Origin of the sequence: Microbacterium sp. MMO-113 (assembly GCF_037148555.1) — a bacterium.
Lineage (GTDB): Bacteria > Actinomycetota > Actinomycetes > Actinomycetales > Microbacteriaceae > Microbacterium.
In genome coordinates this window covers 1,151,504-1,175,728 of record NZ_JBBCTD010000001.1, presented here as the reverse complement: position 1 = coordinate 1,175,728, position 24,225 = coordinate 1,151,504, and the positions used below count along the sequence as shown (strand labels likewise).

24 protein-coding genes and 1 tRNA gene are annotated in these 24,225 nt (G+C 69.5%); 14 read left to right on the top strand and 11 right to left on the bottom strand.

Annotated features, from left to right (window positions below):
* The first annotated feature begins 8 nt into the window (after positions 1-8).
* The gene (locus WFJ36_RS05840) at positions 9-950 is read left to right on the top strand and encodes a quinone oxidoreductase family protein (protein ID WP_336642867.1); all 942 of its coding nucleotides are present in this window, start codon (positions 9-11) and stop codon (positions 948-950) included.
* Here the strand turns inward: WFJ36_RS05840 and WFJ36_RS05835 are convergent.
* Positions 947-1,597 (bottom strand): hypothetical protein, encoded by a 651-nt coding sequence (locus WFJ36_RS05835; protein ID WP_336642866.1) that lies wholly within the window; start codon positions 1,595-1,597, stop codon positions 947-949. The two genes, WFJ36_RS05840 and WFJ36_RS05835, sit on opposite strands and share 4 nt — an antisense overlap.
* 190 nt (positions 1,598-1,787) lie before the next feature.
* Here WFJ36_RS05835 and leuA point away from each other — a divergent pair, with 190 nt between their 5' ends.
* On the top strand, positions 1,788-3,542 hold the full coding sequence (leuA, locus tag WFJ36_RS05830; RefSeq protein ID WP_336642865.1) for a 2-isopropylmalate synthase: 1,755 nt from the start codon (positions 1,788-1,790) through the stop codon (positions 3,540-3,542).
* A 73-nt stretch (positions 3,543-3,615) separates the two neighbouring features.
* Here the strand turns inward: leuA and WFJ36_RS05825 are convergent, their stop codons facing one another.
* Positions 3,616-3,996 carry a VOC family protein gene (locus tag WFJ36_RS05825; protein ID WP_336642864.1) on the bottom strand — a complete coding sequence of 127 codons (381 nt, stop codon included), beginning with the start codon at positions 3,994-3,996 and terminating at the stop codon, positions 3,616-3,618.
* Positions 3,997-4,062: 66 nt separating this feature from the next.
* On the opposite strand from WFJ36_RS05825, the gene WFJ36_RS05820 reads away from it, so the two are divergent.
* Complete coding sequence (locus WFJ36_RS05820) at positions 4,063-4,776, top strand: TetR/AcrR family transcriptional regulator C-terminal domain-containing protein (RefSeq protein WP_071329504.1); 714 nt, start codon at positions 4,063-4,065, stop codon at positions 4,774-4,776.
* Between the two features lie 66 nt (positions 4,777-4,842).
* Here WFJ36_RS05820 and WFJ36_RS05815 read toward each other — a convergent pair whose 3' ends face one another.
* Entirely contained in the window at positions 4,843-5,535 is a 693-nt protein-coding gene (locus tag WFJ36_RS05815; protein ID WP_071329503.1) for a trimeric intracellular cation channel family protein, read from the bottom strand.
* Positions 5,536-5,569: 34 nt separating this feature from the next.
* Between WFJ36_RS05815 and recO the strand changes: the two genes are divergently transcribed.
* Positions 5,570-6,313, top strand: coding sequence for a DNA repair protein RecO (gene recO / locus WFJ36_RS05810; RefSeq protein WP_025103676.1), 744 nt, complete (start codon positions 5,570-5,572; stop codon positions 6,311-6,313).
* Positions 6,310-7,110 carry an isoprenyl transferase gene (locus tag WFJ36_RS05805; RefSeq protein WP_071329502.1) on the top strand — a complete coding sequence of 267 codons (801 nt, stop codon included), beginning with the start codon at positions 6,310-6,312 and terminating at the stop codon, positions 7,108-7,110. The genes recO and WFJ36_RS05805 overlap by 4 nt, the downstream gene beginning before the upstream one ends.
* Here the strand turns inward: WFJ36_RS05805 and WFJ36_RS05800 are convergent.
* Positions 7,053-7,661: an AAA family ATPase gene (locus tag WFJ36_RS05800; RefSeq protein ID WP_071329501.1), complete on the bottom strand. Its 609-nt coding sequence runs from the start codon at positions 7,659-7,661 to the stop codon at positions 7,053-7,055. The two genes, WFJ36_RS05805 and WFJ36_RS05800, sit on opposite strands and share 58 nt — an antisense overlap.
* 52 nt (positions 7,662-7,713) lie before the next feature.
* Between WFJ36_RS05800 and WFJ36_RS05795 the strand changes: the two genes are divergently transcribed.
* Positions 7,714-8,388, top strand: a complete 675-nt coding sequence (locus WFJ36_RS05795; RefSeq protein WP_336642863.1) for a DsbA family oxidoreductase — start codon at positions 7,714-7,716, stop codon at positions 8,386-8,388.
* A 64-nt stretch (positions 8,389-8,452) separates the two neighbouring features.
* Here the strand turns inward: WFJ36_RS05795 and WFJ36_RS05790 are convergent, their stop codons facing one another.
* Entirely contained in the window at positions 8,453-9,649 is a 1,197-nt protein-coding gene (locus tag WFJ36_RS05790) for a metallophosphoesterase family protein (protein WP_071329499.1), read from the bottom strand.
* A gap of 143 nt (positions 9,650-9,792) precedes the next feature.
* Positions 9,793-10,287, bottom strand: coding sequence for a glutathione peroxidase (locus WFJ36_RS05785; RefSeq protein WP_071329498.1), 495 nt, complete (start codon positions 10,285-10,287; stop codon positions 9,793-9,795).
* 59 nt (positions 10,288-10,346) lie between these two features.
* On the opposite strand from WFJ36_RS05785, the gene dusB reads away from it, so the two are divergent.
* From dusB to WFJ36_RS05755, 6 genes are all read left to right on the top strand, one after another.
* Complete coding sequence (gene dusB / locus WFJ36_RS05780) at positions 10,347-11,501, top strand: tRNA dihydrouridine synthase DusB (protein WP_071329497.1); 1,155 nt, start codon at positions 10,347-10,349, stop codon at positions 11,499-11,501.
* Positions 11,491-12,876, top strand: coding sequence for a deoxyguanosinetriphosphate triphosphohydrolase (locus WFJ36_RS05775; protein ID WP_071329496.1), 1,386 nt, complete (start codon positions 11,491-11,493; stop codon positions 12,874-12,876). Before dusB ends, WFJ36_RS05775 begins: the two co-directional genes overlap by 11 nt.
* A complete protein-coding gene (dnaG, locus tag WFJ36_RS05770) occupies positions 12,876-14,744 on the top strand; it encodes a DNA primase (protein ID WP_336642862.1) in 1,869 nt (622 codons plus the stop codon). Before WFJ36_RS05775 ends, dnaG begins: the two co-directional genes overlap by 1 nt.
* 36 nt (positions 14,745-14,780) lie before the next feature.
* Complete coding sequence (locus WFJ36_RS05765) at positions 14,781-15,554, top strand: ATP-binding cassette domain-containing protein (protein ID WP_025103667.1); 774 nt, start codon at positions 14,781-14,783, stop codon at positions 15,552-15,554.
* A 97-nt stretch (positions 15,555-15,651) separates the two neighbouring features.
* Positions 15,652-15,727 (top strand) — tRNA-Asn (locus WFJ36_RS05760).
* Between the two features lie 179 nt (positions 15,728-15,906).
* Positions 15,907-16,746 (top strand): hypothetical protein, encoded by an 840-nt coding sequence (locus WFJ36_RS05755; protein ID WP_336642861.1) that lies wholly within the window; start codon positions 15,907-15,909, stop codon positions 16,744-16,746.
* Between the two features lie 231 nt (positions 16,747-16,977).
* On the opposite strand, the gene WFJ36_RS05750 is transcribed toward WFJ36_RS05755, so the two are convergent.
* The gene (locus WFJ36_RS05750; RefSeq protein WP_071329494.1) at positions 16,978-18,414 is read right to left on the bottom strand and encodes an APC family permease; all 1,437 of its coding nucleotides are present in this window, start codon (positions 18,412-18,414) and stop codon (positions 16,978-16,980) included.
* Between the two features lie 44 nt (positions 18,415-18,458).
* Positions 18,459-19,556 carry an alcohol dehydrogenase catalytic domain-containing protein gene (locus WFJ36_RS05745; RefSeq protein ID WP_025103665.1) on the bottom strand — a complete coding sequence of 366 codons (1,098 nt, stop codon included), beginning with the start codon at positions 19,554-19,556 and terminating at the stop codon, positions 18,459-18,461.
* Between the two features lie 114 nt (positions 19,557-19,670).
* Between WFJ36_RS05745 and WFJ36_RS05740 the strand changes: the two genes are divergently transcribed.
* Entirely contained in the window at positions 19,671-21,083 is a 1,413-nt protein-coding gene (locus tag WFJ36_RS05740) for a PucR family transcriptional regulator (RefSeq protein WP_071329493.1), read from the top strand.
* A 64-nt stretch (positions 21,084-21,147) separates the two neighbouring features.
* On the opposite strand, the gene WFJ36_RS05735 is transcribed toward WFJ36_RS05740, so the two are convergent.
* Both WFJ36_RS05735 and def read right to left on the bottom strand, forming a co-directional pair.
* Positions 21,148-21,663 (bottom strand): hypothetical protein, encoded by a 516-nt coding sequence (locus WFJ36_RS05735; protein WP_071329492.1) that lies wholly within the window; start codon positions 21,661-21,663, stop codon positions 21,148-21,150.
* 116 nt (positions 21,664-21,779) lie between these two features.
* A complete protein-coding gene (gene def / locus WFJ36_RS05730; RefSeq protein ID WP_083391788.1) occupies positions 21,780-22,346 on the bottom strand; it encodes a peptide deformylase in 567 nt (188 codons plus the stop codon).
* A 61-nt stretch (positions 22,347-22,407) separates the two neighbouring features.
* Between def and WFJ36_RS05725 the strand changes: the two genes are divergently transcribed.
* Positions 22,408-23,448: a DMT family transporter gene (locus WFJ36_RS05725; RefSeq protein WP_336642971.1), complete on the top strand. Its 1,041-nt coding sequence runs from the start codon at positions 22,408-22,410 to the stop codon at positions 23,446-23,448.
* Here WFJ36_RS05725 and pgl read toward each other — a convergent pair.
* Complete coding sequence (pgl, locus tag WFJ36_RS05720; protein WP_071329609.1) at positions 23,442-24,221, bottom strand: 6-phosphogluconolactonase; 780 nt, start codon at positions 24,219-24,221, stop codon at positions 23,442-23,444. The genes WFJ36_RS05725 and pgl overlap by 7 nt on opposite strands.
* Between the last annotated feature and the right edge of the window lie 4 nt (positions 24,222-24,225).

Below are 24,225 nucleotides of genomic sequence, written 5' to 3'. Positions count from 1 at the left end.
GGCTGACCATGGCGAGGCACTGGGTGGCGGAGGCGGCGGGATCTCCCGAGTCGTGGGCTTTCGAGGAGTACGTGCCCGCGCCGCCGCGCCGGGGCGAGGTCACGATCCGGGTCCGGGCCGCGGGGGTGAATCCGGCCGACGCGAAGCATGTCGCCGCCGCCCGGCCGGGGATCGAGTTCCCGGTGCCCATCGGCTACGAGGTCTCGGGTGAGCTCGCGGCGATCGGCCCCGCGACCCGCATCGGTTCCGGTGAGGCCGAGGTCGGCGATGAGGTCGTGGCGTTCCGCGTGCGGGGCGGTTACGCGACCGAGGTCACGGTGCCCGCGGCGAAGGTGTTCGCGAAGCCGTCCACGCTCACCCACCCGGAAGCGGCCAACCTCCTGCTCGTCGGCACGACGGCCGCGGAGATGCTCGCCGTCACCGGGGCGACGCCGGGGGAGACGGTCCTGCTGCATGGGGCGTCCGGCGCGGTGGGTGTCAGCGTGCTTCAGCAGGCGCGGCTCCGGGAGGTCCGGGTCATCGGCACCGCCAGCCCCGAACGCTTCGGCGAGGTCCGCCGTTTCGGTGGGATCCCGGTGGCCTACGGCTCCGGACTCGCTGATCGGGTGCGCGCGCTGGCCGACGGGCCGATCGCGGCGGCTCTGGACGCGGTGGGCACGGACGAGGCCGTCGACGTGTCCCTCGCCCTGGTGTCCGATCGCCGCCGGATCGTCACGATCGCGAACGTCGCGCGAGCGTCGGCCGACGGGTTCCTCGCGATCGCGGGGTCGATGCCCGACAGCGCCCGGTTCCGCGACGAGGTGCGCAGCGAGCTCATCGCCCTGGCGCAGAACGGTGACCTGGTGGTGCCGCTCGCACGCACGTTCCCGCTCGCCGAGGCGCCCGAGGCCCATCGGCTCCTCGCCACCGGTCACCCGGGCGGCAAGCTCGCCCTGGTCACCGACGCCTAGTCGATCTCGCGGAGCGCAGACGTGACGACGACCACGTCCTCGCCGTACTCGGCATCGACCGCGTCCTGCAGCGTCCCGTCGTCCCAGACGACCTGGAGCCACACGTAGCCGCGGTCCGTCGACAGGGCGAGCGCGTCCGCGCCGAGGCGTCCGGCGATGTCGTTCTGCACCCGATTCAGCTCGTCCGCCGAGCTCGTGCCGTCGACGCCGGCCGTCGGATCCTCCGGAACCATCGGATCGTAGAGGGCGAGGAGCGACGGGGGATCGGTCACCGTGAATCGCTCGCCGTCCCAGGTGCCGGTCACCGCGTAGGCCCCCCACCGCGTCTCGCCGGACGCCTCGCGGCCGTCCAGGCCATCCCAGCTCCAGTCGTCGAGCGGGACGCCGTCGCACTGCGGCGGATACGACTCGCGGATCGCGCCGAGACACAGCCACACGTCCCCGGACTCGTCGAGCACGGTTCCTGTGGCGACGACGCGCCCCTTCGGTGGTGCGGGTTCCGCCTCCTCCAGGAGCATGTCCGAGGGGACGGTCGTGCTTGTCGGCGGAGCGGACGCTCCCGGCGCAGTGGCACAGCCGGCCAGCAGCACCAGCACTGCCGTCGCGACGCCGACGGCAGTGACAGGGCGGTCGCGGAGGATGCTCATACCGACCAGTGTCGCGCGGGCACGCATCGTCTCAGACGTCGAAACGGCTGCGGCTTCCCTGCTAGCATGACCACATGCCTTTCGGCGGTCTGCTTCTTCTTAGCTGCCGCGACGAGTCCTGACACTAGGGCCTTCCTCGTCGCGGCGCTTGTGTTGGCCCGTCCATTTCGACGAAGAGAAGTAGCCCATCATGCAGAACACTCAGCGCCCGTCCGCAATGCCGATCCACAAGTACCGGCCCTTCCACGAGCAGATCACCGTCCACCTGCCCGATCGCACCTGGCCCGACGCCCGCATCACCGAGGCCCCGCGCTGGTGTGCGGTCGACCTCCGCGACGGCAACCAGGCCCTGATCGACCCGATGTCCCCCGAGCGCAAGCGCGTCATGTTCGAGCTGCTCGTGAGCATGGGGTACAAGGAGATCGAGGTCGGCTTCCCCTCGGCAAGTCAGACCGACTTCGACTTCGTGCGTCAGCTGATCGAGGAGAACCTCATCCCGGATGACGTCACGATCCAGGTCCTGACGCAGGCACGCGAGCATCTGATCGCGCGCACCTACGAGGCCATCGCCGGTGCCAAGCAGGCCATCGTGCACCTGTACAACTCCACGAGCGTGCTGCAGCGCGAGGTCGTGTTCCGCACCGACAAGCAGGGCATCATCGACATCGCGCTCGAGGGCGCTCGGCTGTGCCGTCGGTTCGAGAAGACGATCCCGGACACGCAGGTGTACTACGAGTACTCCCCGGAGAGCTACACCGGCACCGAGCTGGAGTTCGCGGTCGACGTCTGCAACCAGGTCATCGAGGTCTTCGAGCCGACCCCCGACCGCAAGGTCATCATCAACCTCCCAGCCACGGTCGAGATGGCGACGCCGAACGTCTACGCCGACTCGATCGAGTGGATGAGCCGCAACCTCGCCCACCGGGAGAACGTGATCCTGTCGCTGCACCCGCACAACGACCGCGGGACCGCGATCGCCGCGGCCGAGCTGGGGTACATGGCCGGAGCCGACCGCATCGAAGGGTGCCTGTTCGGCAACGGGGAGCGCACGGGCAACGTCGATCTCGTCGCGCTGGGCATCAACATGTTCACGCAGGGCATCGACCCGCAGATCGACTTCAGCGACATCGACCAGGTCAAGCGCACGGTCGAGTACTGCAACCAGCTGCCTGTGCCCGAGCGCAGCCCGTGGGCCGGGGACCTCGTCTTCACGGCGTTCAGCGGCTCGCACCAGGACGCCATCAAGAAAGGCTTCGAGGCCATGGCCGCCAAGGCCGAGGCACAGGGCGTGACGGTCGACGAGATCGAATGGGCCGTGCCGTATCTGCCCGTCGACCCGAAGGACCTCGGTCGCTCCTACGAGGCCGTCATCCGCGTGAACTCCCAGTCGGGCAAGGGCGGCGTCGCGTACCTGCTCAAGTCCGACCACGCGATCGACCTGCCGCGCAAGCTCCAGATCGAGTTCTCCGGGGTCGTGCAGGCCAAGACGGATGCCGAGGGTGGCGAGGTCACCAGCGAGCAGATCTGGTCGATCTTCACCGACGAGTACCTGCCGGCCGTCGACACCGAGGCGAAGTGGGGCCGGTTCGAGCTGCTCGCCACGCAGACCCGGAGCGACATGTCCGGTGACGTCGTGCTCGACGTCGTGCTGCGGGACGAGGACCAGGAGGTCTCCGTGTCGGGCAACGGCAACGGTCCGGTCGCCGCGTTCGTGGAGGTACTCCGGGGCCAGGGCTTCGACATCACGGTCTACGACTACGTCGAGCACGCTCTCAGCGCCGGTGGCGACGCGCAGGCCGCCGCGTACGTCGAGCTGCAGGTGGGCGACCAGCGCCTGTGGGGCGTCGGCATCGACGGCGACATCTCGACCGCATCGCTCAAGGCGATCGTGTCCGGTGTGAACCGTTCGATCCGCAGCCGTCAGCAGGAGCTGGCCGCCGTCTGACCCTCTTTCGAATCGCGCGATTTGTCGTATTCGGCCGCCCGATGCGACCAATCGCGCGATTCGAAGTGGGGGATCAGTCCATCCATTGCACCAGCTGCCAGATGAGGCCGTTAGGGTCGGCGAACTGGCAGTACCGCTCACCCCAGGGCTCGGTCTCGGGAGCGGTCACCACGCGAGCGCCCGCAGCGGCGATGCGGGCGAACTCCTCCTCGATCTCGTCGACGACGAAGACGATCAGGGTGCCCTGACCTGCGGATCCGGCGATCTCCTCCGGGCGGAACGTCGACAGTCCCGTCTTGAGGAAGATGACGTTGGGCACCGGCCCTGGATGCTGCAACGAGACGAAGCCCTCCGCGGACATCGCCTCCTCGAACCCGAAGTGGGTCGTGGCGAAAGCGGCGGAGGCGGCGACGTCGGGGACGTTGAGCGAGAGGGCGGTCTGCGTGATGATCACGGTTCTCCATTCTGAAAGTCTGTACAGCGTATAGGGTTAAGGCGCGAGCGGTCTAGGCTATTCCCGATGGCCAAGAACCTCGTCGATCTGCTCTGGCGGCACAGCCCCGTTGCTCCGCCGGCGTCGCAGCGCGGGCCGAAGGCGCGACACTCGGCCGATGACGTCGTCGACCGCGCCGTCGCGTTGGCTGACGCCGACGGGCTCGGCGCGGTGACGATCCGGTCTCTCGCGCAGAGCCTCGACCTGACGCCGATGTCGATCTACACCCACGTCAACAGCCGCGCCGACCTGCTCGTCCTGATGGCGGACGCGATGCACACCAGGATGCTCGTCGCGCCTGTGCAGGACTCCGGGTGGCGTGCGGCGGTCCGGGCGATCGCCGAGGACAACCTGCGTCTCCTCCGGACCCACCCGTGGCTCATCGACATCCACGATCCGCGGGTCGCGCTCGGCCCTGGCACCATCGCCAAGTACGACCGGGAGCTCCACGCCTTCGACGGCCTCGGTCTCGGTGCTGTGGAGCGCGACGCGGCGCTGACCTTCGTGCTGGATTTCACCCTCTCCGCGGCAGCACGCATGCGCGATGAGGAGGGTGCGGAGTCGTTCGCGGCATCGTGGGCGGAGGCGGCACCGCGCCTGGCGACCTACCTGGGCGACGAGATGCCGCTCGCTCGATCGGTGGGCCAGGCTGCCGGGGAAGCCATGGGTGGGCCCTACGACGCGCGAACGGCGTGGGAGTTCGGTCTCGCGCGCGTGATCGACGGGCTCGCCGCCACCTGACCCTCTTTCGAATCGCGCGATTGGTCGTATTCGGCCGCCGGATGGAGCCAATCGCGCGATTCGAAGTCAGTCCCGGGGCTTCACGATCGGGATCGCACCGGTTTCCGCGGCGACCTTGCGGCGGTAGAGCCGCCGCTGCTCCGGCAGCGAGACGTCGAATGTCACCGCGAGGATCCGGATCACGGCGGTCACGACGATGCCGATGACGGCTGCGAGGGGGATGGGCATCCCGACGGCGTTCGCGACGACGATGAACGTGCAGCCGGCGGCCGCAGCCACGGCATACAGGGAGCCGACGTGCATGATCGCCGTCGGCAGGCCCATCAGCATGTCGCGGAGCACACTCCCGCCGACCGCGGCGCAGACTCCGATGAAGACCGCGGGAACCTCGGGGATGCCGAAGGCGAGGGCCTTGCTCGTCCCGAAGGCGCCGAACATCCCGATCACGACGGCGTCCAGCACCACGATCGCCGTGTTGAGCCGCGTGAAGAGTCCGGCCAGCAGCATGCCGAGCAGGGCCGCACCGGCTGCGGTGACCAGGTACCACTGGTTCTGCAGGGTGGCCGGTGTCTGTCCGAGCAGGATGTCGCGGATGAGACCGCCGCCCATGCCGATCATGATCCCGATGATCGCGACGCCTAGCCAGTCGAGCCGGCGCTGCCCCTGGAATCCGGCGGCGAACATCGCGCCCTGCACTCCGCCGAGGCCGACGCCGAGGAGGTCCGCCCACAGCGGAATGGTGAAGAGCGGTTCGGTCACGCGTCCATTGTCGCGCACGGAGGATAATCGAAGGGTGCCCACCTACCGAGACGAAGCGGTGATCCTGCGCACCCACAAGCTGGGTGAGGCGGATCGCATCGTCACGATGTTGTCCCGGCGGCACGGCAAGGTGCGCGCGGTCGCCAAGGGCGTGCGTCGCACCTCCTCGAAGTTCGGCTCCCGCCTCGAGCCGTTCATGGTCGCCGACGTGCAGCTCTACGAAGGCCGCTCGCTCGACATCGTGCAGCAGGCGGAGTCGCTCGGGGCCTACGGCACGGATATCGCCGCGCACTACGATCGGTTCACCGCCGCGAACGCCATGGTCGAGACCGCCGACCGCCTCAGCGACGCCGAGGCCACCCCGGAGCAGTACCTCCTGCTCGTCGGAGGGCTGCGGGCGCTGTCCCGCGGCGAGCACGCCCCGCGCAGCATCCTCGATTCGTACCTGCTGCGGGTCATGTCCCTCTCCGGGTGGGCGCCGTCCCTCGAGGACTGCGCGCGCTGCGGGGCTCCGGGGCCGCACTCCGTCTTCGTCGCGCAGCTGGGCGGACTCGTGTGTCACGCCGACGCGCCCGCCGGCAGCCCGCGGATCGCCGAGAAGACACTCACACTGCTGCGTGCGCTGATCCGTGGCGACTGGGACCTCATCGACGCGGCCCCGCACGCCGACACCGCCGCCGCCTCGGGTCTCGTCGCGGCGTACGCCCAGTGGCACCTGGAGCGGGGCATCCGCTCGCTCGCGCACGTGTCGTCCACCCCCGGAGAAGGAGCACGGTGAGCCCGAAGCCCTACACGCACAAGGACGCCGTGCCGTACCGGCCGCTCGACTGGACCGGCGTGTACCCGCCCGCGTTCCCGGCCGTCCCGGAGCACGTCGCCATCGTCATGGACGGCAACGGCCGCTGGGCGAACCGCCGCGGCCTCAACCGTATCGAGGGCCACAAGGCCGGGGAGGAGGTGCTGCTCGACGTCGTCGCCGGCGCCATCCAGGCCGGCGTGAAGCACCTCTCCGTCTATGCGTTCTCCACCGAGAACTGGGCCCGGTCGCCCGAGGAGGTCCGCTTCCTCATGGGGTACAACCGCGATGTGCTGCACCGCCGTCGCGATCAGCTCAACGAGTGGGGTGTGCGCGTGCGGTGGGCGGGGCGCAAGCCGCGTCTGTGGGGGAGCGTCATCAAGGAGCTGCAGTACGCCGAGCAGCTCACCCGCGACAACGACGTGCTCACCCTCACCATGTGCGTCAACTACGGCGGCCGGGTTGAACTCGTCGACGCGATGCGGGCCATCGCGGCCGATGTCGCGGCCGGGCGGGTGAAGCCGAACGCGATCAGCGAAAAGACGATCCGTCGTCACCTCTACGTCCCGGACATGCCGGACGTGGACCTGTTCCTGCGCAGCTCGGGGGAGCAGCGCACCTCCAACTTCCTGCTGTGGCAGTCGGCCTACGCCGAGATGGTGTTCCTCGACACCCTGTGGCCCGACTTCTCGCGCGAGGAGCTCTGGCGCGCGATCGGGGTCTACCTCTCCCGGGACCGGCGCTTCGGCGGCGCGGTGGACACCCCGACCTCGGCCTGAGCCCGCAGCCAGCACTCCGTCTCGCGCGGATGCGTGAGTCGCACGATCGTGAGGTGGGGGAAGCGCTCCTGCACCGCGGGAAAACGTTCGGACCACTTGTGCAGCGTCGCCGTCTGCCAGGCCAGGATGCTCTCCTCCGGCGGGGCCCCCAGCATCCGCCAGATCGGCTTCTCGACGTTGCCGTTCCACATCCGGGTGCGCAGGATGCTGCGGCTGAGGGTGCGCCGGAGCAGACGCGACCGCACCACGCGGTACGGGTAGTCGAGCCAGAGCGCGAGCTGCGCTCTCGGAGTCAGGATCTCGTCGGTGCCCTTGCTCGTGTACTGCCACTCGGTCACCCAGCGCTCCTCCGCGGCGAAGGCGCGCACGTCGTCGAGGAACTCCGCCCGCGGGGTCCAGTCCGGCCCGTGGAACAGGCCGTCGATCTCCACGTGACGGAGGTCCCAGAGGGCGGCGAGCCGTCGGGACAGAGTCGTCTTCCCCGACCCGGTGACGCCCGCGACGAGCACCCGTGCGGGCTGGAAGGGCAGCGGATCGTCGGCGGAGAGCATCCGAGGATTCTACTGACGGAATACGTCGGACGCGCCGACGGTTGTCCCCGGTGTGACTGAACCCATCTCCATCGACATCTGGTCCGACATCGCCTGCCCCTGGTGCTACATCGGCAAGCGCAACCTTGAGAAGGGTCTGGAAGCGGTCTCCGCCGACGAGGACGCTCCGCAGGTCACGGTCACCTTCCACTCGTTCGAGCTCTCCCCGGACACCCCGGTCGACTTCGACGGCGATGAGGTCGATTTCCTCTCCGGCCACAAGGGCATGCCGCGCACGCAGGTCGAGCAGATGCTCGCCAACGTCACGAACGTCGCCGCGAACGCGGGCCTGCAGTACCGGTTCGACCTGCTGCAGCACACGAACACGGTGAAGGCGCACGAGCTGCTGCACTTCGCGAAGGCCGAGGGTCGCCAGCACGAGATGGAGGAGCGGCTCATGTCCGCCTACTTCACCGAGGGCAAGCACGTGGGACGCATCGACGATCTCGTCGCCCTCGCCGCCGAGGTCGGTCTCGATGCCGATCGCGCCCGCGCCGCACTTGAGAGCGAGCAGTACCTCGCCGACGTCCGTCAGGACCAGGCGCAGGCTCGCGCGTATGGCATCCAGGGGGTGCCGTTCTTCGTGGTCGACGGCCAGTACGGCATCAGCGGCGCGCAGCCGCCGGCGGCGTTCGAGAACGTGATCCGCGACCTCTGGGCGCAGCGCAGCACGGCCATCGAGGCCTGACCCGCACCGACAGACGACGGCGGGGACCCCGGGTCGGAGGTCCCCGCCGTTCTGCTGCCCGGGCTCAGAGGCGCTGCTGGCGCGGCCCGAGGGGGAGCGGCTCCATCGGCTGATCGTTCGCCGTCAGGTCGATGCCGAGGTCCCGCGCATAGACGACGCGCGTGGCGATCGTGACCTCCTCGCCGGCCTCCGTCAGCTCGAACACCCGGCCGCCCCGGAGGCGATTGCGCTCGGCGCCGGCCAGACCGTAGGCGCCGAAGCCGGTCCCCGGGGCATAGCCCAGCATCACGCCGTAGTAGTCGCCCATGTAATCGTTGACGTGGTCGTGCCCGACGAACACACCCTTCACGTCGCCGCGTTCGAGGATCGCGTTGAACATCCCCGAGTTGAACGGCCCGGGGCATTCGTCCTCGTTGCGTTCGCCGACGATGCCGTGGCGGGCCTTGCCGCGAGCGGCGTCGGCCGCCGTTCGGGTGTCCACACCGCCCCACCACATGAAGCGGTGCTCCCACAGTGCGATGTGGAGGAACATGAGGCCGGGTACCTTGCGCCCTCTGCGCTGCTCCAGCCGTTGCGACTGGTCGCGGTACCAGGCGACCTGGTCCATGCGCAGCCAGTCCCAGGCCGGGTAACCGGCGAAGTCCTGGCCGTCGATGGCGTCCGGCGCGTAGCGGCCCGAGTCCATCAGCCAGAGGGCGAACGCCTCCCGGTTCTTCTTGGCGGCGGAGCCGATCGTCACGATCGTGTTGCTCGTACCCGTCACGCCGCGGGTGTTCTCGGCGTTCACGTTGTACTCGTACGACCGGTAGATCTTCAGCATCCCGGCTTCGTCGACACCGGACTGCGGCAGCGAGTCCTCGTCGTGGTTGCCGTAGGTGACCGCCCACGGGATGCGACGGGACTCCATCGGCATGACGACGTTGTTGATGGCCTGCTTCACTGCCAGCCGCGTCTCGCAGCCGCCCGTGATCACGTCGCCGTTGATGACCACGAAGTCCGGCTTCTCCTGGTCGAGCACCTTCTCCATCAGCTCGACGGTGCGACGGTCGGTGAGCTCGTCGTCCTGCGTGTCATTGAACTGCACCACCGTGAAGGTGCCGTCCGCGCGGAAGCGCAGGCTCCGCGCCTGCCCGCCACCCGGCGACGCCGGGGCGATCGTCGCTGCGGCGGCTCCGGTGCCGAGGGGGAGGGCGGTACCGAGCGCACCGAGCGCTCCCGCGGTGAGGACAGTTCGCCGGCTGAGGGGCAGTCGGTCGGGCATGCGTGGTCTCCTTCGTCTTCGGCGCGTGTCGCCGCGGTGAGACTAGGGACGCCACATGTCGACGGGGAGACCGGAAGGTGAACGCGGGCGGCCGCGTACGGCGCCGGGACGCGGTGCGCGCGTGACGCAGAGGTGAACGATGCTCAGCGGGGGAGCGCGGCCTCGATCGCCTGGACGATCTCTGGGGCGTCGGGCTTCTGCTTCGGCCGGAAGCGGAGCACGTCGCCGTCCGGCAGCACGAGGAACTTCTCGAAGTTCCACTCGACGCGGCCGGCCTTGCCGCCCGCGTCCGGTGTCTCCTTGAGAGCCTTGTAGAGCTCGGCGGCGTTCTTGCCGTTGACCTTGATCTTGTCGTTCACCGGGAAGGAGACGCCGTACGTCGTGGAGCAGAACTCGAGGATCTCGTCGACCGACCCGGGCTCCTGGCCGAAGAACTGGTTGCAGGGGAAGCCGACCACGGTGAAGCCGCGGTCGCCGAACCGGCGCTGCAGCTCCTCCAACTGCTCGTACTGCGGGGTGAGTCCGCACTTCGAGGCGACGTTCACCACGAGCACCACGTCGGCGCCGAGATCGTCCAGTGTCTTCTCCTGCCCCTGGGCGTCGGTGAAGGGGATGGAACGGAGCGCGCGATCGGTCATATGCACAGCTTAGGTCGCCGCATCCCCACCGGCTCCGGGTCTGGGAGAATGGACACGCCATGACTCTCGCCACCGCCCCCGCCCGCCCCCTCCGCATCGGCCCGATCGACCTCGACGTGCCGGTCGTCCTCGCGCCGATGGCCGGGATCACGAACACGGCCTTCCGACGCCTGTGCCGGGAGTACGGGGCCGGCCTTTATGTCAGCGAGATGATCACCTCGCGTGCGCTGGTCGAGCGCAACGAGACGACCATGCGACTGATCCGGCACCACGAGTCGGAGACACCGCGGTCCATCCAGCTCTACGGCGTCGATCCGAAGACCATCGCCGAGGCCGTCCGCATCATCGTCGCGGAAGACCACGCGGATCACATCGACCTCAACTTCGGCTGCCCGGTTCCGAAGGTGACGCGCAAGGGCGGCGGAGCGGCGCTGCCGTGGAAGTCGAAGCTCTTCTCGGACATCGTCGATCAGGCCGTCAAGGCCGCCGGCGACATCCCGTTGACGGTGAAGATGCGCAAGGGCATCGACCGCGACCACCTCACGTTCCTCGACGCCGGGCGGGCCGCCGAGGACGCTGGAGCCGCCGCCGTGGCTCTGCACGCCAGGACTGCGAGCGAGTTCTACTCCGGTCACGCCGACTGGAGCGCGATCGGCGAGCTCAAGCAGGCCGTGACCAGCATCCCCGTGCTGGGCAACGGCGACATCTGGTCGGCGGACGACGCCGTGCGGATGATGGCGGAGACCGACTGCGACGGAGTGGTCGTCGGCCGCGGGTGCCTGGGACGGCCGTGGCTGTTCGGGCAGCTCGCCCTCGCGTTCGGGGGAGAGGGCAAGACGGTCGACGCGACCCTCGGCTTCGTCGCCGACGCCTTCCGCCGGCACGCGGAGCTGCTCGTCGAGTTCTTCGAGGACGAGGACCGCGGCTGCCGCGACATCCGCAAGCACGTCTCCTGGTACTTCAAGGGCTACCCGGTGGGCGGAGACATCCGTACCGGGCTCGCGACGGCTTCGAGCCTGCAGGAGATCGACGACCTCCTCGGCCGGCTCGATCGCGCGGCCCCGTATCCGGGAGCGGACGCCGAAGGGCAGCGCGGCCGCGCGGGGCACCCGAAGAAGACCGCCCTTCCGGAGAAGTGGCTGGAGTCGCGCGAGCTCGCCTCGTCGGCGTCGGAGATGATGCGTGGAGCGGAGATCGAGAACAGTGGCGGATGACCCCCGGGTCGGCGCACGCGCCGACGGCTACGACCCGCGCGACGCGGAGCGCTTCATCGCGGAGACCCATCGTTCCGAGCGAGACGACTTCGCCCGCGACCGCGCCCGGGTGCTGCACTCCGCGGCTCTGCGGCGGCTCGCCGCGAAGACGCAGGTGCTCAGCCCCGCCAGTACGGCCGACTTTGCCCGCAATCGCCTGACCCACTCGCTCGAGGTCGCGCAGGTCGGCCGAGAGCTCGCGGCCGCTCTCGGCGTCTCTGCGGACGTGGTGGACACCGCGTGCTTGAGCCACGATCTCGGCCACCCGCCGTTCGGCCACAACGGGGAGCGGGCCCTGAACGAGTGGGCCGAGGCCATCGGCGGCTTCGAGGGCAACGCCCAGTCGCTGCGCATCCTCACCCGGCTCGAGGCGAAGGTGCTCGACGCCGACGGCGCCTCCGTCGGCCTGAACCTCACGCGCGCGAGTCTCGACGCGACCTGCAAGTATCCGTGGACCGTCGACAGTCCCGTCCCCGACCCCGGGGGCCGGCTCAAGTTCGGCGTGTACCCGGAGGACGAGGCGGTGTTCCGTTGGATGCGGGAGGGAGCGCCAGGGCGGCTGCGCTGCATCGAGGCGGAGATCATGGATCTCTCCGACGACATCGCCTACTCGGTGCATGACTTCGAGGACGCGATCGTCAACGGGTACGTCGACGTCGCTCAGCTCGCCGACCCCGCGGCCCACGAAGCCCTGCTCAGTCGGATCCAGCAGTGGGTCGGCTACGACTTCACGCGTGACGAGCTCGCCGACGCCCTCTACCGGCTCGCCTCGCAGCCGATGTGGCTCGCGTCCTTCGACCGCTCCCGACAGGACCTCGCCCGGCTCAAGAACCTCACCAGCGACCTCATCGGCCGGTTCGCCCGCGCGGCTGTCTCGGCCACGCGCGAGGCCTTCGGAGGCACGCGCCTGGTCCGCTACAACGCGCACGTGATCGTGCCCCGCGTCGTCGAGGTCGAGATCGCCGTGCTCAAGGGGATCATGGGGCAGGCGATCGTCACGATCGATGCCAGGAAGGGTGTCTATAAGGAGCAGCGGAGGGTCCTCAAGCGGCTGGCCGACGCCCTGTGGTCGACGGACACCCTGTGGTCGGCCGGCGCCGACGTGTTGGAGCCCGCTTTCGCAGCCGACTTCGTCGCCGCCGAGGGCGACGCGGAGCGGGCGCGCGTGGTCGTGGACCAGATCGCGAGCCTGACCGATCAGAGTGCGATCGACTGGCACAACCGGCTGGTCGGCGAGATCGACCCGGCGGAGGTCGGCATCTGGACGCCGCGTCACGCGCGCCCCGGCGCGCGCACGCCTGTCGAGAGGCGGCCCATCGCAGAAGGCGCACGCTGATGCCCCGGATCCGGCAGGCCGACGTCGACGAGGTCAAGGCCCGCACCAACATCGCCGACATCGTGGGGGAGCGCGTCGCCCTCAAGTCCGCGGGTGTCGGCTCGCTCAAGGGGCTGTGCCCGTTCCACGACGAGAAGAGCCCCAGCTTCCACGTGCGTCAGCAGGTCGGCTACTACCACTGCTTCGGCTGCGGGGAGTCCGGCGACGTGTACTCCTTCCTCCGAGCCATGGACCACGTGAGCTTCACGGAGGCGGTGGAGCGGCTCGCGGGCCGGATCGGCTACACCCTCCACTACGAAGACGGCGGCCCGGCGCCGGAGACCAGTGGTCGCAGCCGCCTGTACGCAGCGAACACGGCGGCCGCGGAGTTCTTCCGCGCCCAGCTGCTGTCCCCGGATGCCGAGGCCGCCCGCCGTTTCCTCGGGGAGCGCGGTTTCGACGCCGGCGCGGCGGCGCATTTCGGCGTCGGCTTCGCCCCCCGTGGCTGGGACGGCATGCTCAAGGCGCTGACCGCGCAGGGGTTCACGCGCGAGGAGCTGAGCACCGCAGGCCTCGTCTCGACAGGACAGCGCGGCGTGTACGACCGTTTCCGTGGCAGGCTCGTCTGGCCGATCCGCGATGTGTCGGGGCAGACGATCGGCTTCGGCGCCCGCAAGCTCTTCGACGACGATCAGGGCCCCAAATACCTCAACACCCCCGAGACCCCGATCTACAAGAAGGCGCAGGTGCTCTACGGGCTCGACCTCGCCAAGCGGGACATCGCTCGCGGCGACCCCCGCCGGGTCGTGGTCGTCGAGGGCTACACCGACGTGATGGCCTGCCACCTCGCGGGCTTGACGACCGCGGTCGCGACCTGTGGCACGGCCTTCGGCGCCGAGCACATCAAGGTCCTCCGCCGGGTCATGGGCGACGACAACGCGTCCGGGGAGGTGGTGTTCACCTTCGACGGCGACGAGGCGGGGCAGAAGGCCGCCCTGCGCGCGTTCACCGAGGACGACAGGTTCAACGCGCAGACATTCGTCGCGGTCGCACCGGACGGCCTCGATCCGTGCGACCTCCGGCTGCAGCGCGGTGACGCGGCGGTGCGCGGTCTCATGGACGCGAAGCAGCCGATGTTCGAGTTCGCGATCGACCGCAAGCTCGCCGGATTCGACCTCGCCACGGTCGAGGGCCGGGTCGGCGCCCTCCGCGCCGCGGCCCCGATCGTCGCGGAGATCCGCGATCGCCTCCTGCGCCCCGGCTACGAGCGGGTGCTGGCACGCCGTCTCGGCATGGACCCGACCGAGGTGCACGGGGAGGTCGAGCGCGCCGCGCGCGGTGCGCAGGCCGCCGCTCCTCAGCCGCGTCGGGAGGCCTCGCCGCGGGTCGATCCCGCCACGGGCGGACCGGTCGTCGCGGCCGTGACGCTCGCCAGCCTGCCCCGTTCGCCCGACGTCGCCGTGGAGCGCGACGCGCTCATGGGCGCCCTCCAGTACGGTCATCAGATCGATGCCGCGTTGCTGACCCGCGCCCTGGCGGAGCCGTTCCGCACGCCCGGCCTCGATGCGGTGCGCGAGGCGGTCGCCGCGGCCCCCGACCGCAGCCGCGCCGGATGGGTGACGGACGCGGTGAACAGCGTGCGCGAGCCGTACCGCTCGCTCGCGGGCGAGCTGTTGATGACGCCGTTCCCGGCGCGGGATGAGGCCGGCGCGGTGGCGTCCGCGACGGATCTCGCCCGACGGCTGGTCGTGCGCCAGCTCGAGCACGAGAAGCAGGAGCTGCTGGGCGCGGTCCAGCGCGTCCCCGCGGACTCCGACGGCGGACGCGCGCTGCGGGTGCGGCTGCGGGACATCGACGTGGAGCGCCAGCGGTTCTTCGCCGAGTCGTAACCGGAACGGTCCCGGACGAGACGGCAGGATGGAGATATGCCCCGTACGCCCGAATCCTCGAACGCGATCGAGTGCTCCGATCTGGTCATCGACCGGATCGGTCACGGCACGCCCAATCGCGCGGTCGACGGCGTGACGTTCTCCCTCGCCCCCGGCGGGCTCATCTGCGTCGCGGGACCGACCGGCTCGGGCAAGTCGACCCTCGTCGCCGCGCTTGCAGGTTCCACGGATCCCTCGGTGCGCGTCGTCGGCGGGCGGGCGCAGGTGTGCGGCATCGACATCCGTCGTCCGGGTCGCAAGCATCGCATCCTCACCTATCGCACGGGCTTCGTGCCCCAGGGCGCCGGGGCGGATCTGCCGCCGCAGCTGACGGTCAACGAGGTCATCGCCGAGCCGATCCTCATCCGGGAGAAGCGCGTCAACACCCGCGCGCTCTCCATCCGGGTGGCGACGCTCCTGGATGAGCTCCACCTGCCGCTCGGGACCGCGGCGAAGTTCCCCTACGAGCTCAGCGCGGGCATGCGCCAGCGGGTCGCGATCGCCCGTTCCTTCGTGCTGGAGCCGCGGGTGCTCATCGCCGACGAGATTCTCGCGAACCTCGATCTGGAGGTGCGACCGGTCGTCTTCGACGCCATCACCCGGCGCCGCAAGGAGGAGGGGATGGCGGCTCTCCTCGTCACCAACGACGCGGACTTCATCCGGGAACTGAACGCCGAGACGCTCATGCTGCGCGGGGGCCACGTCGTCGCGCGTGGCGTCGGCAAGGACCTGCTCTGGGTGCCGAACGCGGAGTCGGATTCCCGCCGCTGAGCGCGACACGCCCGAGGGTCACGGAAGGCGGCCCGGTGTCACGAACAGCGTCCCGAGTTTGCTAAGCTTGACGAGTTGCCCGCACCGCGGTGCACATTCCTCGGTAGCTCAATTGGCAGAGCAGCCGGCTGTTAACCGGCAGGTTCTTGGTTCGAGTCCAAGCCGGGGAGCCAACGAGAAGGCCCGGATTCACTGAGCAAAGCCAGTGTCCGGGCCTTCTACCTTTTCCGCTCCCCGAATCGTGAGTCAGTGCGAAATCAGCGCTCTTGTTTCGGCCGGGGCGCGCGCCGGGTGTGATGTCGGAACAGTGCGGCAAGCTGTAGTGGTGACTCCGTCCGGGTATTCCGTTCCCATGACCTCGCTCAATTCAGAGGACAAGGTCAAGGGCGAGCACTCGTACGTGACCGCGTGCGCTGCGCAAGCTCAGATCGCCCTGATCCATCTGCGCCGCGTGTGGGCGCGCGAGGGTGAGCCCGGGGATCTGAGTGTGTGGAGCAATGTCTCCGACCCGCTTGAGGTCTGGGCTGATCTGCAAGGCGCGCTGACGGCGGGGATTGTTCTCTCTCGCCTGCTGAAGCCTCTGGGCGTCCATCCGCGACATTCCTTGACCAAGAAGCAAGCGCAGGCGAGCTCGAATGCGCGGGGCGACCGACTGCGATCGTTGCTGGACATCCCCGACAACTCCGTGCTGCTCACTATCCGTGCGGTCCGCGATCCGGTTGAGCACATCGATGAACGGCTCGATCGAGCAGTTGAGAACGATAGTGTAGCTTCAATCAGCGATCTCTACATCGCGTACATGATGTACCACACTGACCGACTCAACGACTCTGTCGAGTCCGCACCCACACCGTTGCACGCCAACATGCGCACCTTCCTTCCGGTGACAGGGCACATCCTCTACGGCGCGGAGCGGTTCGATCTCTTTGCGTACGAGGAAGCACTGCTCAAGCTCCTTTCGGCGGTTCCCGCGGCGAGGGAGTCGATCGACGAAACCCGTCCAGAGAGCGGTAGACGTAGTTTGGGCTCGTCCCAGCCGTCGTTCATCAACCCCGTTTACATCGACGAACGTAGGTCGGTCCTCGCAAACATGCGCAAGGCCAGAGACGTGCCTGGCCTGCGATCCACGAAAGTCGATGATCCTCAGTCAGTCATGTTCGTCATAACCCCACCAGTGGCCGTAGCCGACTAGACCGCCCGACGCGGCTCTAGAAGTGGGATGTTGATCGCGCGGTACATGGCATCAAACGGCATGCACACGTCTCTTGTTCGGGTGCGTGGTTGTTGAGTAAGTCCAGCGTGAACGCGTAGCTTGCGTGCCACATCCACTCCCACAGCTGTTCCCGGGCCGCTCGTCTGCAGGCCAGGACACAGGAAGAGCCCCTCCTGGCGGCGGGGCTCTTCCTGTGTCCTGGCGGAGGGTTCAGCCGACGCCCTCCATGGCGCTCGTCTCGGTGTTGCCGATCCGGGCGATCACGTCAGGGCGACGACGAGCAAGGTAGGCGTACCGGGTGAGCGCGAGGGCGACGGTGACGAGGAACACATAGGGGATCACGTTGTACGGGAAGGCCGGCACGGGCCACACGTTCGCGAAGAAGACGTACGCCATCGTCACGACCGCGACCGTGGCGCACACCTTCACGAGGCCGTTCCGCATCTTCGCCCGCTGCGTGTAGACCACGCAGGCGATGGCGACGAGGGCGTAGGCGACCATGTAGCCGTAGGTGCCCCAGGTGTTGACCCAGACGAGGATGTCGCCCGTCGCCGCCCCCGCCACCAGCAGCACGATGTCGACCGTGATCGCCGCGGCACCGGCGAGGATGAGCACGCGGTGCGGCGTGAGGTGCTGCTCGTGCGTGCGGCCGAAGCGCTCCGCGACGACGCCTTCCTTGCCCATCACGTAGACGATGCGGCCGATCACGTTGAGCGGGGCGACGACGACCGCGAAGAACGACGCCGAGACGCCGAACGTGAGCACGGCCGCGAACCAGCCCGGCATGCCGATGAGGGCGGACATGCTCTCCAGCGGGCTCGCGGCGGTGGCGAGGTCGTCGCCGAGGACCGCGATCTGCGTGTACGCGGCGAAGACGTAGAGGACGCCCACGCCGAGGGCGCTCCACATGATGGCGCGGGGGATCGCCTTGTACGGCTCCTTGGCCTCGCGGCCGAGGGCGTCTGCAGAGGAGAAGCCGACGAAGCCCAGGATGCCCAGGACCATGCCGGACGCGATGCCCTGGAACGACGAGCCGGTCGCGAGCACCTGGGCGGGGTCCCAGGCCGAGGGGCCCGCCCACGCGAGCGCCGCGATGAGCAGCACGAGGATGATGCCCACGGAGAGCAGCTCGAGGACGAGCGAGACCCGGGCGGAGAGCCGGATACCGCGGATGGTGAACAGCGTCGCCAGCCCACCGAGCACGATCGCCAGGCCGATGTCCCACCCGAGCCCCTGGGCGGGCAGGCCGAGCATGCTCAGGAACTGTCCCATGTAGCTGACCGAGCCGCTGAGGGAGGCCGCTGCGATGCCGAAGCAGCCGATCAGCAGTGTCACGCCGGCGAGGAAGGCGCCGAACGGGCCGAGGCCCTTCGACACATAGGTGTACAGCGAGCCTGCGGAGGCGTGCTTGCGGGCGAACACCACCACGCAGTAGCCGACGCACAGGATCACGATGGTGGCCAGTGCGAAGGCGTAGATGGTGCCGTTCCCGGCGCCGAGGAAGATGGCGGCGGCCGTGAAGGCGATGACGGCGCTGGGAGCGATGTTGGCGATGGCCTGGGCGGCGAGCTCGGGTCCGCTCATGACGCCGGTGCGGAGACCGGCATCCTGCGGGGCGCCAGGCGGGGCGACGACGGTGTCTGACATGGTTCTCCTGGTTTCGGGTTTCAGGGATGGGCCGCGGGCGGCGGTCAGGGGATGAGGAGGGTGCGCAGTGCCGAGCCGCCGTCGAGGTCGTCCAGGGCGGCGGCGGCCTCGGAGAGCGGGCGGCGACCGGAGATCAGCGGGTCGATCTTGAGCTGTCCGTCCATGTAGCGGTCCACGAGCGCGGGGACGTCGATCGACGGTCGCACCGAGCCGTAGTTCGAGCCGAGGATGCGCTGGTCGGCCTCGGCGAGGACGAGCGGCTCGAACGAGGCACGTGCTCCCGTGGGTGGCAGCCCGACGATGACGGCGGCGCCGCCGAGCCCGAGCATCTGGATGGACTGCTCGGTCGTGGAGGTGCGGCCGATCGCGTCGAAGGCGTAATCGACGCCGTCCGGGATGAGCTCGCGCAGCTGGGCCACGGCATCGCCCTGGGAGGCGTCGATGCGGTCCGTGGCCCCGAACTGCAGGGCCATCTGCGTCTTCTCCGGCCGCACGTCGATCGCGACGATGCGCTCGGCGCCAGCGAGTCGGGCGCCCTGGACGACGTTGAGCCCCACGCCGCCGCAGCCGATGACGGCGACGGTCGACCCCGGTTCCACGGCGGCGGTGTTCAGGACGGCGCCGACGCCGGTCGCGACCGCGCAGCCGACGACGGCGATGACGTCGAGGGGTGCGTCGTCACGGACCTTCACTGCTCCGGACGCGGGGACGACGACCTCCTCCGCGAAGGACGAGACACCCAGGTAGTGGTGCAGCTGCTCGCCGTCGCGGCTCAGCCGGGACGTGCCGTCGAAGAGCACGCCGAGGGGAGCGACCACGGTCGCGACCTTCTGACAGCGGGCCTCGTGACCGGCGCGGCAGTAGCGGCACTCGCCGCACGGCGGCACCCAGCTCAGCACGACGTGGTCGCCGACGGCGAGGGTGGTGACGCCTTCGCCGAGTTCGGTGACGACACCGGAGCCCTCGTGGCCCATGACCAGGGGAGCGGCGGCATCCCACTCGCCGCGCTTGACGTGCAGGTCGGAGTGGCAGACGCCGGCGGCGGCGATGCGCACGCGCACCTCACCGGCGCGGGGCGGGGCGAGGTCGACGTCGACGAACTCGATGGGCGACTGGGGGTCGCGGAAGACAACAGCTTTCATGACATCCTTCGGGAAGTGGGGATGCGCACGATGCTAGGAGAGAGCGGAAGGCCTCGGCATCCGACAGAAGAGTGAATCGAATGGCTGTCCTTCGACAATCTGTATGATCGGAGGGTGGCTCGTGACGTCGCCTCCGTGGCCCGCTATCTCCGCGCGGAGCTGCTGCCCGGCGCCGTTCCCGGTGCGCGGCCCGTCAACGCGGTCCTTCCCCTCGACGATTTCGGTCCGCCGGTGGATCCGCTCCATGCGACGCTCGTCGTGGCCGAGGAGGCCGCGCTCCTCGGCGTCGACGGCGACCGCCGGGCCGCGCTGCGGGAGACCGTGGTGGTCACCAGCGCCGACAGCCCCCGCCTTCGCGAAACCCTGCGGGACGCGGAGATCACGGCCATCGTCGGGGTCCCCCTGCCGCCGCCGCTGCTCGTCCCGACGCTGACCTCGCTCCTTGCCGTCGATCAGGCGGCGGAGGCTCGCGCCATCACCTCGGCGATGCGGGTGCTCACCCTGGCGGCGCGACGCAGCGGCATCACCGGCGTCATCGCGGAACTGGCGCACCGCATCGACGGGTGGGCGGTACTCCTGGATCGGCACGGCGACGTCATCACCACGGCCGGTGCCGGGAGCCTGCACATCGACGATGCGATCGCCGTCGCCGTCGGCCGCCCGGTGCGGGTGCGGCATCGTGCCCTGCAGGTGCACCCGGTCGGTCCTGGCCAGGACATCACCGCGCAGCTCGTGACCGCTCCGCGCAACGACAGCTCCGGCCGCGGTCGGGAACTGAGCTCGCAGGCCGCGGCGCTGCTCGATCTCCTGATGCGCACCCGCGACAGCAGCCAGCTGGAGCGCCTGGGCCGCTCGATGATGTTCGAGACCGTGCGCGAGGGAGGGGAGGAGGCCACTCGTCTGCTCCGCCGCTGGGGCGTGCACGAGCGCGTGCTGGTGGGGTTCGCCCTCGCCTCCCGTACCAGCGGTGTCGATGTCGAGCATCTGCTCGGCCTCTGGCTCGACGAGCTAGGCGCGGAGCACGTCTTCACGTCGCAGCGGGGAATCGTCCAGGGCGTCGTGCGCGAGGACCATGCCGACCAGATCGCGCATCGCGCCAGGGCCTTCGCGTCGACCCTCTATCTCGGCCTCGGCCGACCGGCAAGCACCGATGCTCTCGCGCGCAGCATCGACGAGGCGCGGCACGCCTGCGAAGCCGCGCGCACCGGGGGTGAACGCGTGGTCCGCTACGAGGCCATCCCGACGGTGTCGTTCGTGCTCGGGGCCCTGGATACGGATCAGACCACGCGCCTCGCGCGTCTGCTCGACCCGCTGCGCGCGGCCGAGCGGTCGGCCGAGCTCCTCGACACGCTCCGGGTGTTCCTCGCGAGCAACGGGGCGTGGAGCGAGAGCGCGGCGCGGCTGCGCATCCACCGCCAGACGCTGACGACCCGCGTCCGACGGATAGAGGACCTCACGGGTCTCTCGCTGTCCGATCCGGACGATCGCGTCGCGGCGTGGCTAGCCCTCCGCGCCGCTGACGGCTGAGCCGTGGCACGGACGACGAAGGGCCCCGCCTCGCGGCGGAGCCCTTCGTGAAGACGCGGTCTGATCAGCGCGCGGCGCCCTTGAGCGACCCCTCGACCTGTCCGGCCGGGTCGATGATGATGCACTGGATCACGCGGTCGTTGGCCTGCTCCCACGAGTCCTTGCTGGGGGTGAGCGTGGTCACGTCCAGGGCGGATTCCTGGTAGGAGACGCCGACGAAGGACGTGTACGCGTCGCCGATGCAGCCTTCGGAGGCGGCGCTGATGGCATCCTCCGAGTAGTCGCCGTCGTCCATCTTGATCTCGTAGAAGACCTCTTCGTCGTGGGGCTCGGAGCACGGCACGACGTTCGCGTCGGTGAGCATCCCGGAGCCGGTCTCGAGCATGCAGTCGCCGAGCTTCACCGAGAAGACGTCGATGTTCGCGCTCTCGGTGACCTGGCCGGTCTCCTCGTCGCGGTCGGCGTCGGCGCGACCGCCGCCGAGGATGCTGTTGATCGCGCTGCAGCCGGTGAGAGCGAGCGAGACGGCGACGGCCGAACCGGTGAGCACGAGTGCGCGACGGGTGCGCGACTTCATCATGGATTTCCCCTTCAGAGCGTGACGCGGGGCATGCTGAATATCCCCGCCGCGAACACGCTATAGTGCCCGGAGTCTATGACGCAACTTGAAGGATGCTGTGCGTGGGCTGAATGCGGTCAGCCCTCGAGGTCGTCCACGCCGGGGAGCCAGCTGGCCCCCGGACGCCCCCAGCCGCGCTTGCGCGCGATCTTCTGCGTCGTTTTCCAGTCGGAGTCCGAGAGGCGGTCGATGTAGAGCACGCCGTCCAGATGATCGAACTCGTGCTGCATGATCCGAGCGCGCCACCCGTCCACCTCCAGCGCGACCGGGTCACCGTCCAGGTCCGTCGCGGTCACCCGCACCCGGTCGGACCGACGCAGCGGGAACCGCTCGCCGGGGAACGACAGGCAGCCCTCGGACTCCAGCTCGGGGTCGGGCGCGCCCGGCTCCATCGGCGTCATCCACAGTTCCGGATTGATGAGCACACCGCGCCACGGCTGGTCGTCGTCGTCGACATAGGAGTACGTGTAGATCCGCAGCGGCACCCCCACCTGGGGAGCGGCGAGGCCGACGCCGGGTGCCGCGTCCATGGTCTCGAACATGTCGGCGACGAGGGCGCGGATCTCGTCGGTGATCGCCTCGACGGGGGAGGCGGGGGAGTGCAGGACGGGATCGCCCATGATGCGAATCGGAAGGACAGCCACGTCACAACCCTAGTCGGCGGCACTCTCCGGGTAGGGTCGTACTGTGAGCGCAGGGGTGTGGATGGGGACGGTCGAGGACGTCGGCGACCAGTTGGTCGGCGCGTTCCAGAACCCCGGCCTGCTCCTGGGAATCCCTCTGGCTCTCGCCGGTGCGGTGTTCATGTCGCTCGGCGCGCAGTACCAGCATCGGGGCGTGGAGAAGGTCGAGCGGCTCGGCGGCTCCGACGGCGCCGCCGGCCTCAGCTTCGATCAGCTCAAGCGCCTGTTCACCCGCCCGTCCTGGGTGATCGGGACGCTCATGCTGGGCCTCGCGATCGTCTGCCAGCTCGCCGCCCTCGTCAAGGCGCCCCTCATCGTGGTGCAGCCGCTCGGCGCCATCGCGCTGGTCATCACGACGCTGCTCAACGCCCGCATCTCAGGCCACGCCCCCACGCGGCAGTCGCTCACCGCGATCATCGCTTGTGTCGGCGGCATCTTCCTGTTCGTGTTCTTCGCCGCGATCTACGCCACGGAGAAGGAGGTCACGGACCGCGAGCTGTTCGTCATCCTCGCGATCCTGCTCGTCGTGATCATCGTGCTCGGGGCGTGCTGGCTCATCCTCCGGCACCGGATGCGGGCGCTGTTCTACATCATCGGCGCCGGCATCCTCTACGGTTTCGTCGCCACCCTCGCGAAGGTCATCATCAAGCGCATCGAGGCGGGCCAGTTCGAGTGGATCACCGCGGTCTGCCTGCTCGCGTTGCTCTCGGCGGGTGCCGTCGGCGCGTACTTCGTGCAGACCGCCTACAGCTCCGGTCCGCCGGACCTCGTCATCGCCGGTCTGACGGTGGTCGACCCCATGGTGGCCGTGCTCATCGGCATGCTCGTGCTCGGTGAGGCGGCGGCGGCTCCGTGGTGGGTCTTCATCATCTTCGGCGTCGCCGGCAGCATCGCCGTCTGGGGCGTCGTCGGGCTCGCGCGATTCCACCCGCAGGTGCTCAGCGAGAGCCAGGAGCTCGGCATCACCCGGGGAAGCGATCCCGCCACCCCGCCGGCTGCTCCGGCATCGGGCGCGCCGGAGCAGCCTGACCCGCGTGAGACACGCGGCCCGGACGCTCAGTAGGCCTGGTCGATGAGGTCGGGGGAGACCTCGGACGCCGCTGCCTCGTCGACGAAGAACACCGTCCGCTTCCGGCCCTTCGCCCCGGCGGCCGGAACGCTCGTGTAGCTGGCGCCGGCGAGAGCGAGGCCGAGCGCCGATGCCTTGTCGGCACCCGTCAGAACCAGCCACACCCGCTTTGATGCGTTGAGCACCGGACGCGTCAGGGTCACGCGCTCGGGCGGGGGCTTGGGGGAGTCCCGCACGGGGAGCGCCGCCGCATCGGTCACGGTGACCTCTTCCCGGTCCGGGAAGAGCGACGCGATGTGGCCGTCGGGGCCGACGCCGAGGAAGCACACGGCGAAAGAGGGCCACGGGTGGTCCTCGGTGCCGAAGCGGGCGAGCTCGGCGGCGTACGCGGCGGCGGCCTCATCGAGGTCGAGACCGCTGTCCGAGGCAGCGACCTCGTGCACGTTCTCCGCGGGGACGTCGAGGTGGTCGAGCAGTGCCTCCCGGGACTGGAGGGCGTTGCGGTCCGGGTCGTTCCGCGGCACATATCGCTCGTCGCCCCACCAGAAGTGGACGAGGGACCAGTCGATCTCGGCGGATCGCGGGTTCTCCCGGACGGCGCGCAGGACCGCACCGCCCATCGACCCGCCCGTGAGGGCGACGTGAGCCAGACGGCCGTTGCGTGTCCGCGCGCGGACACGGGTGAGGAAGCGATCGGCGACCCGGAGGGCGAGGGCGGCGGGGGTGGCCTCGACCACGACCCGCTTCTCTGCGGACGATCCCGGCATCGAG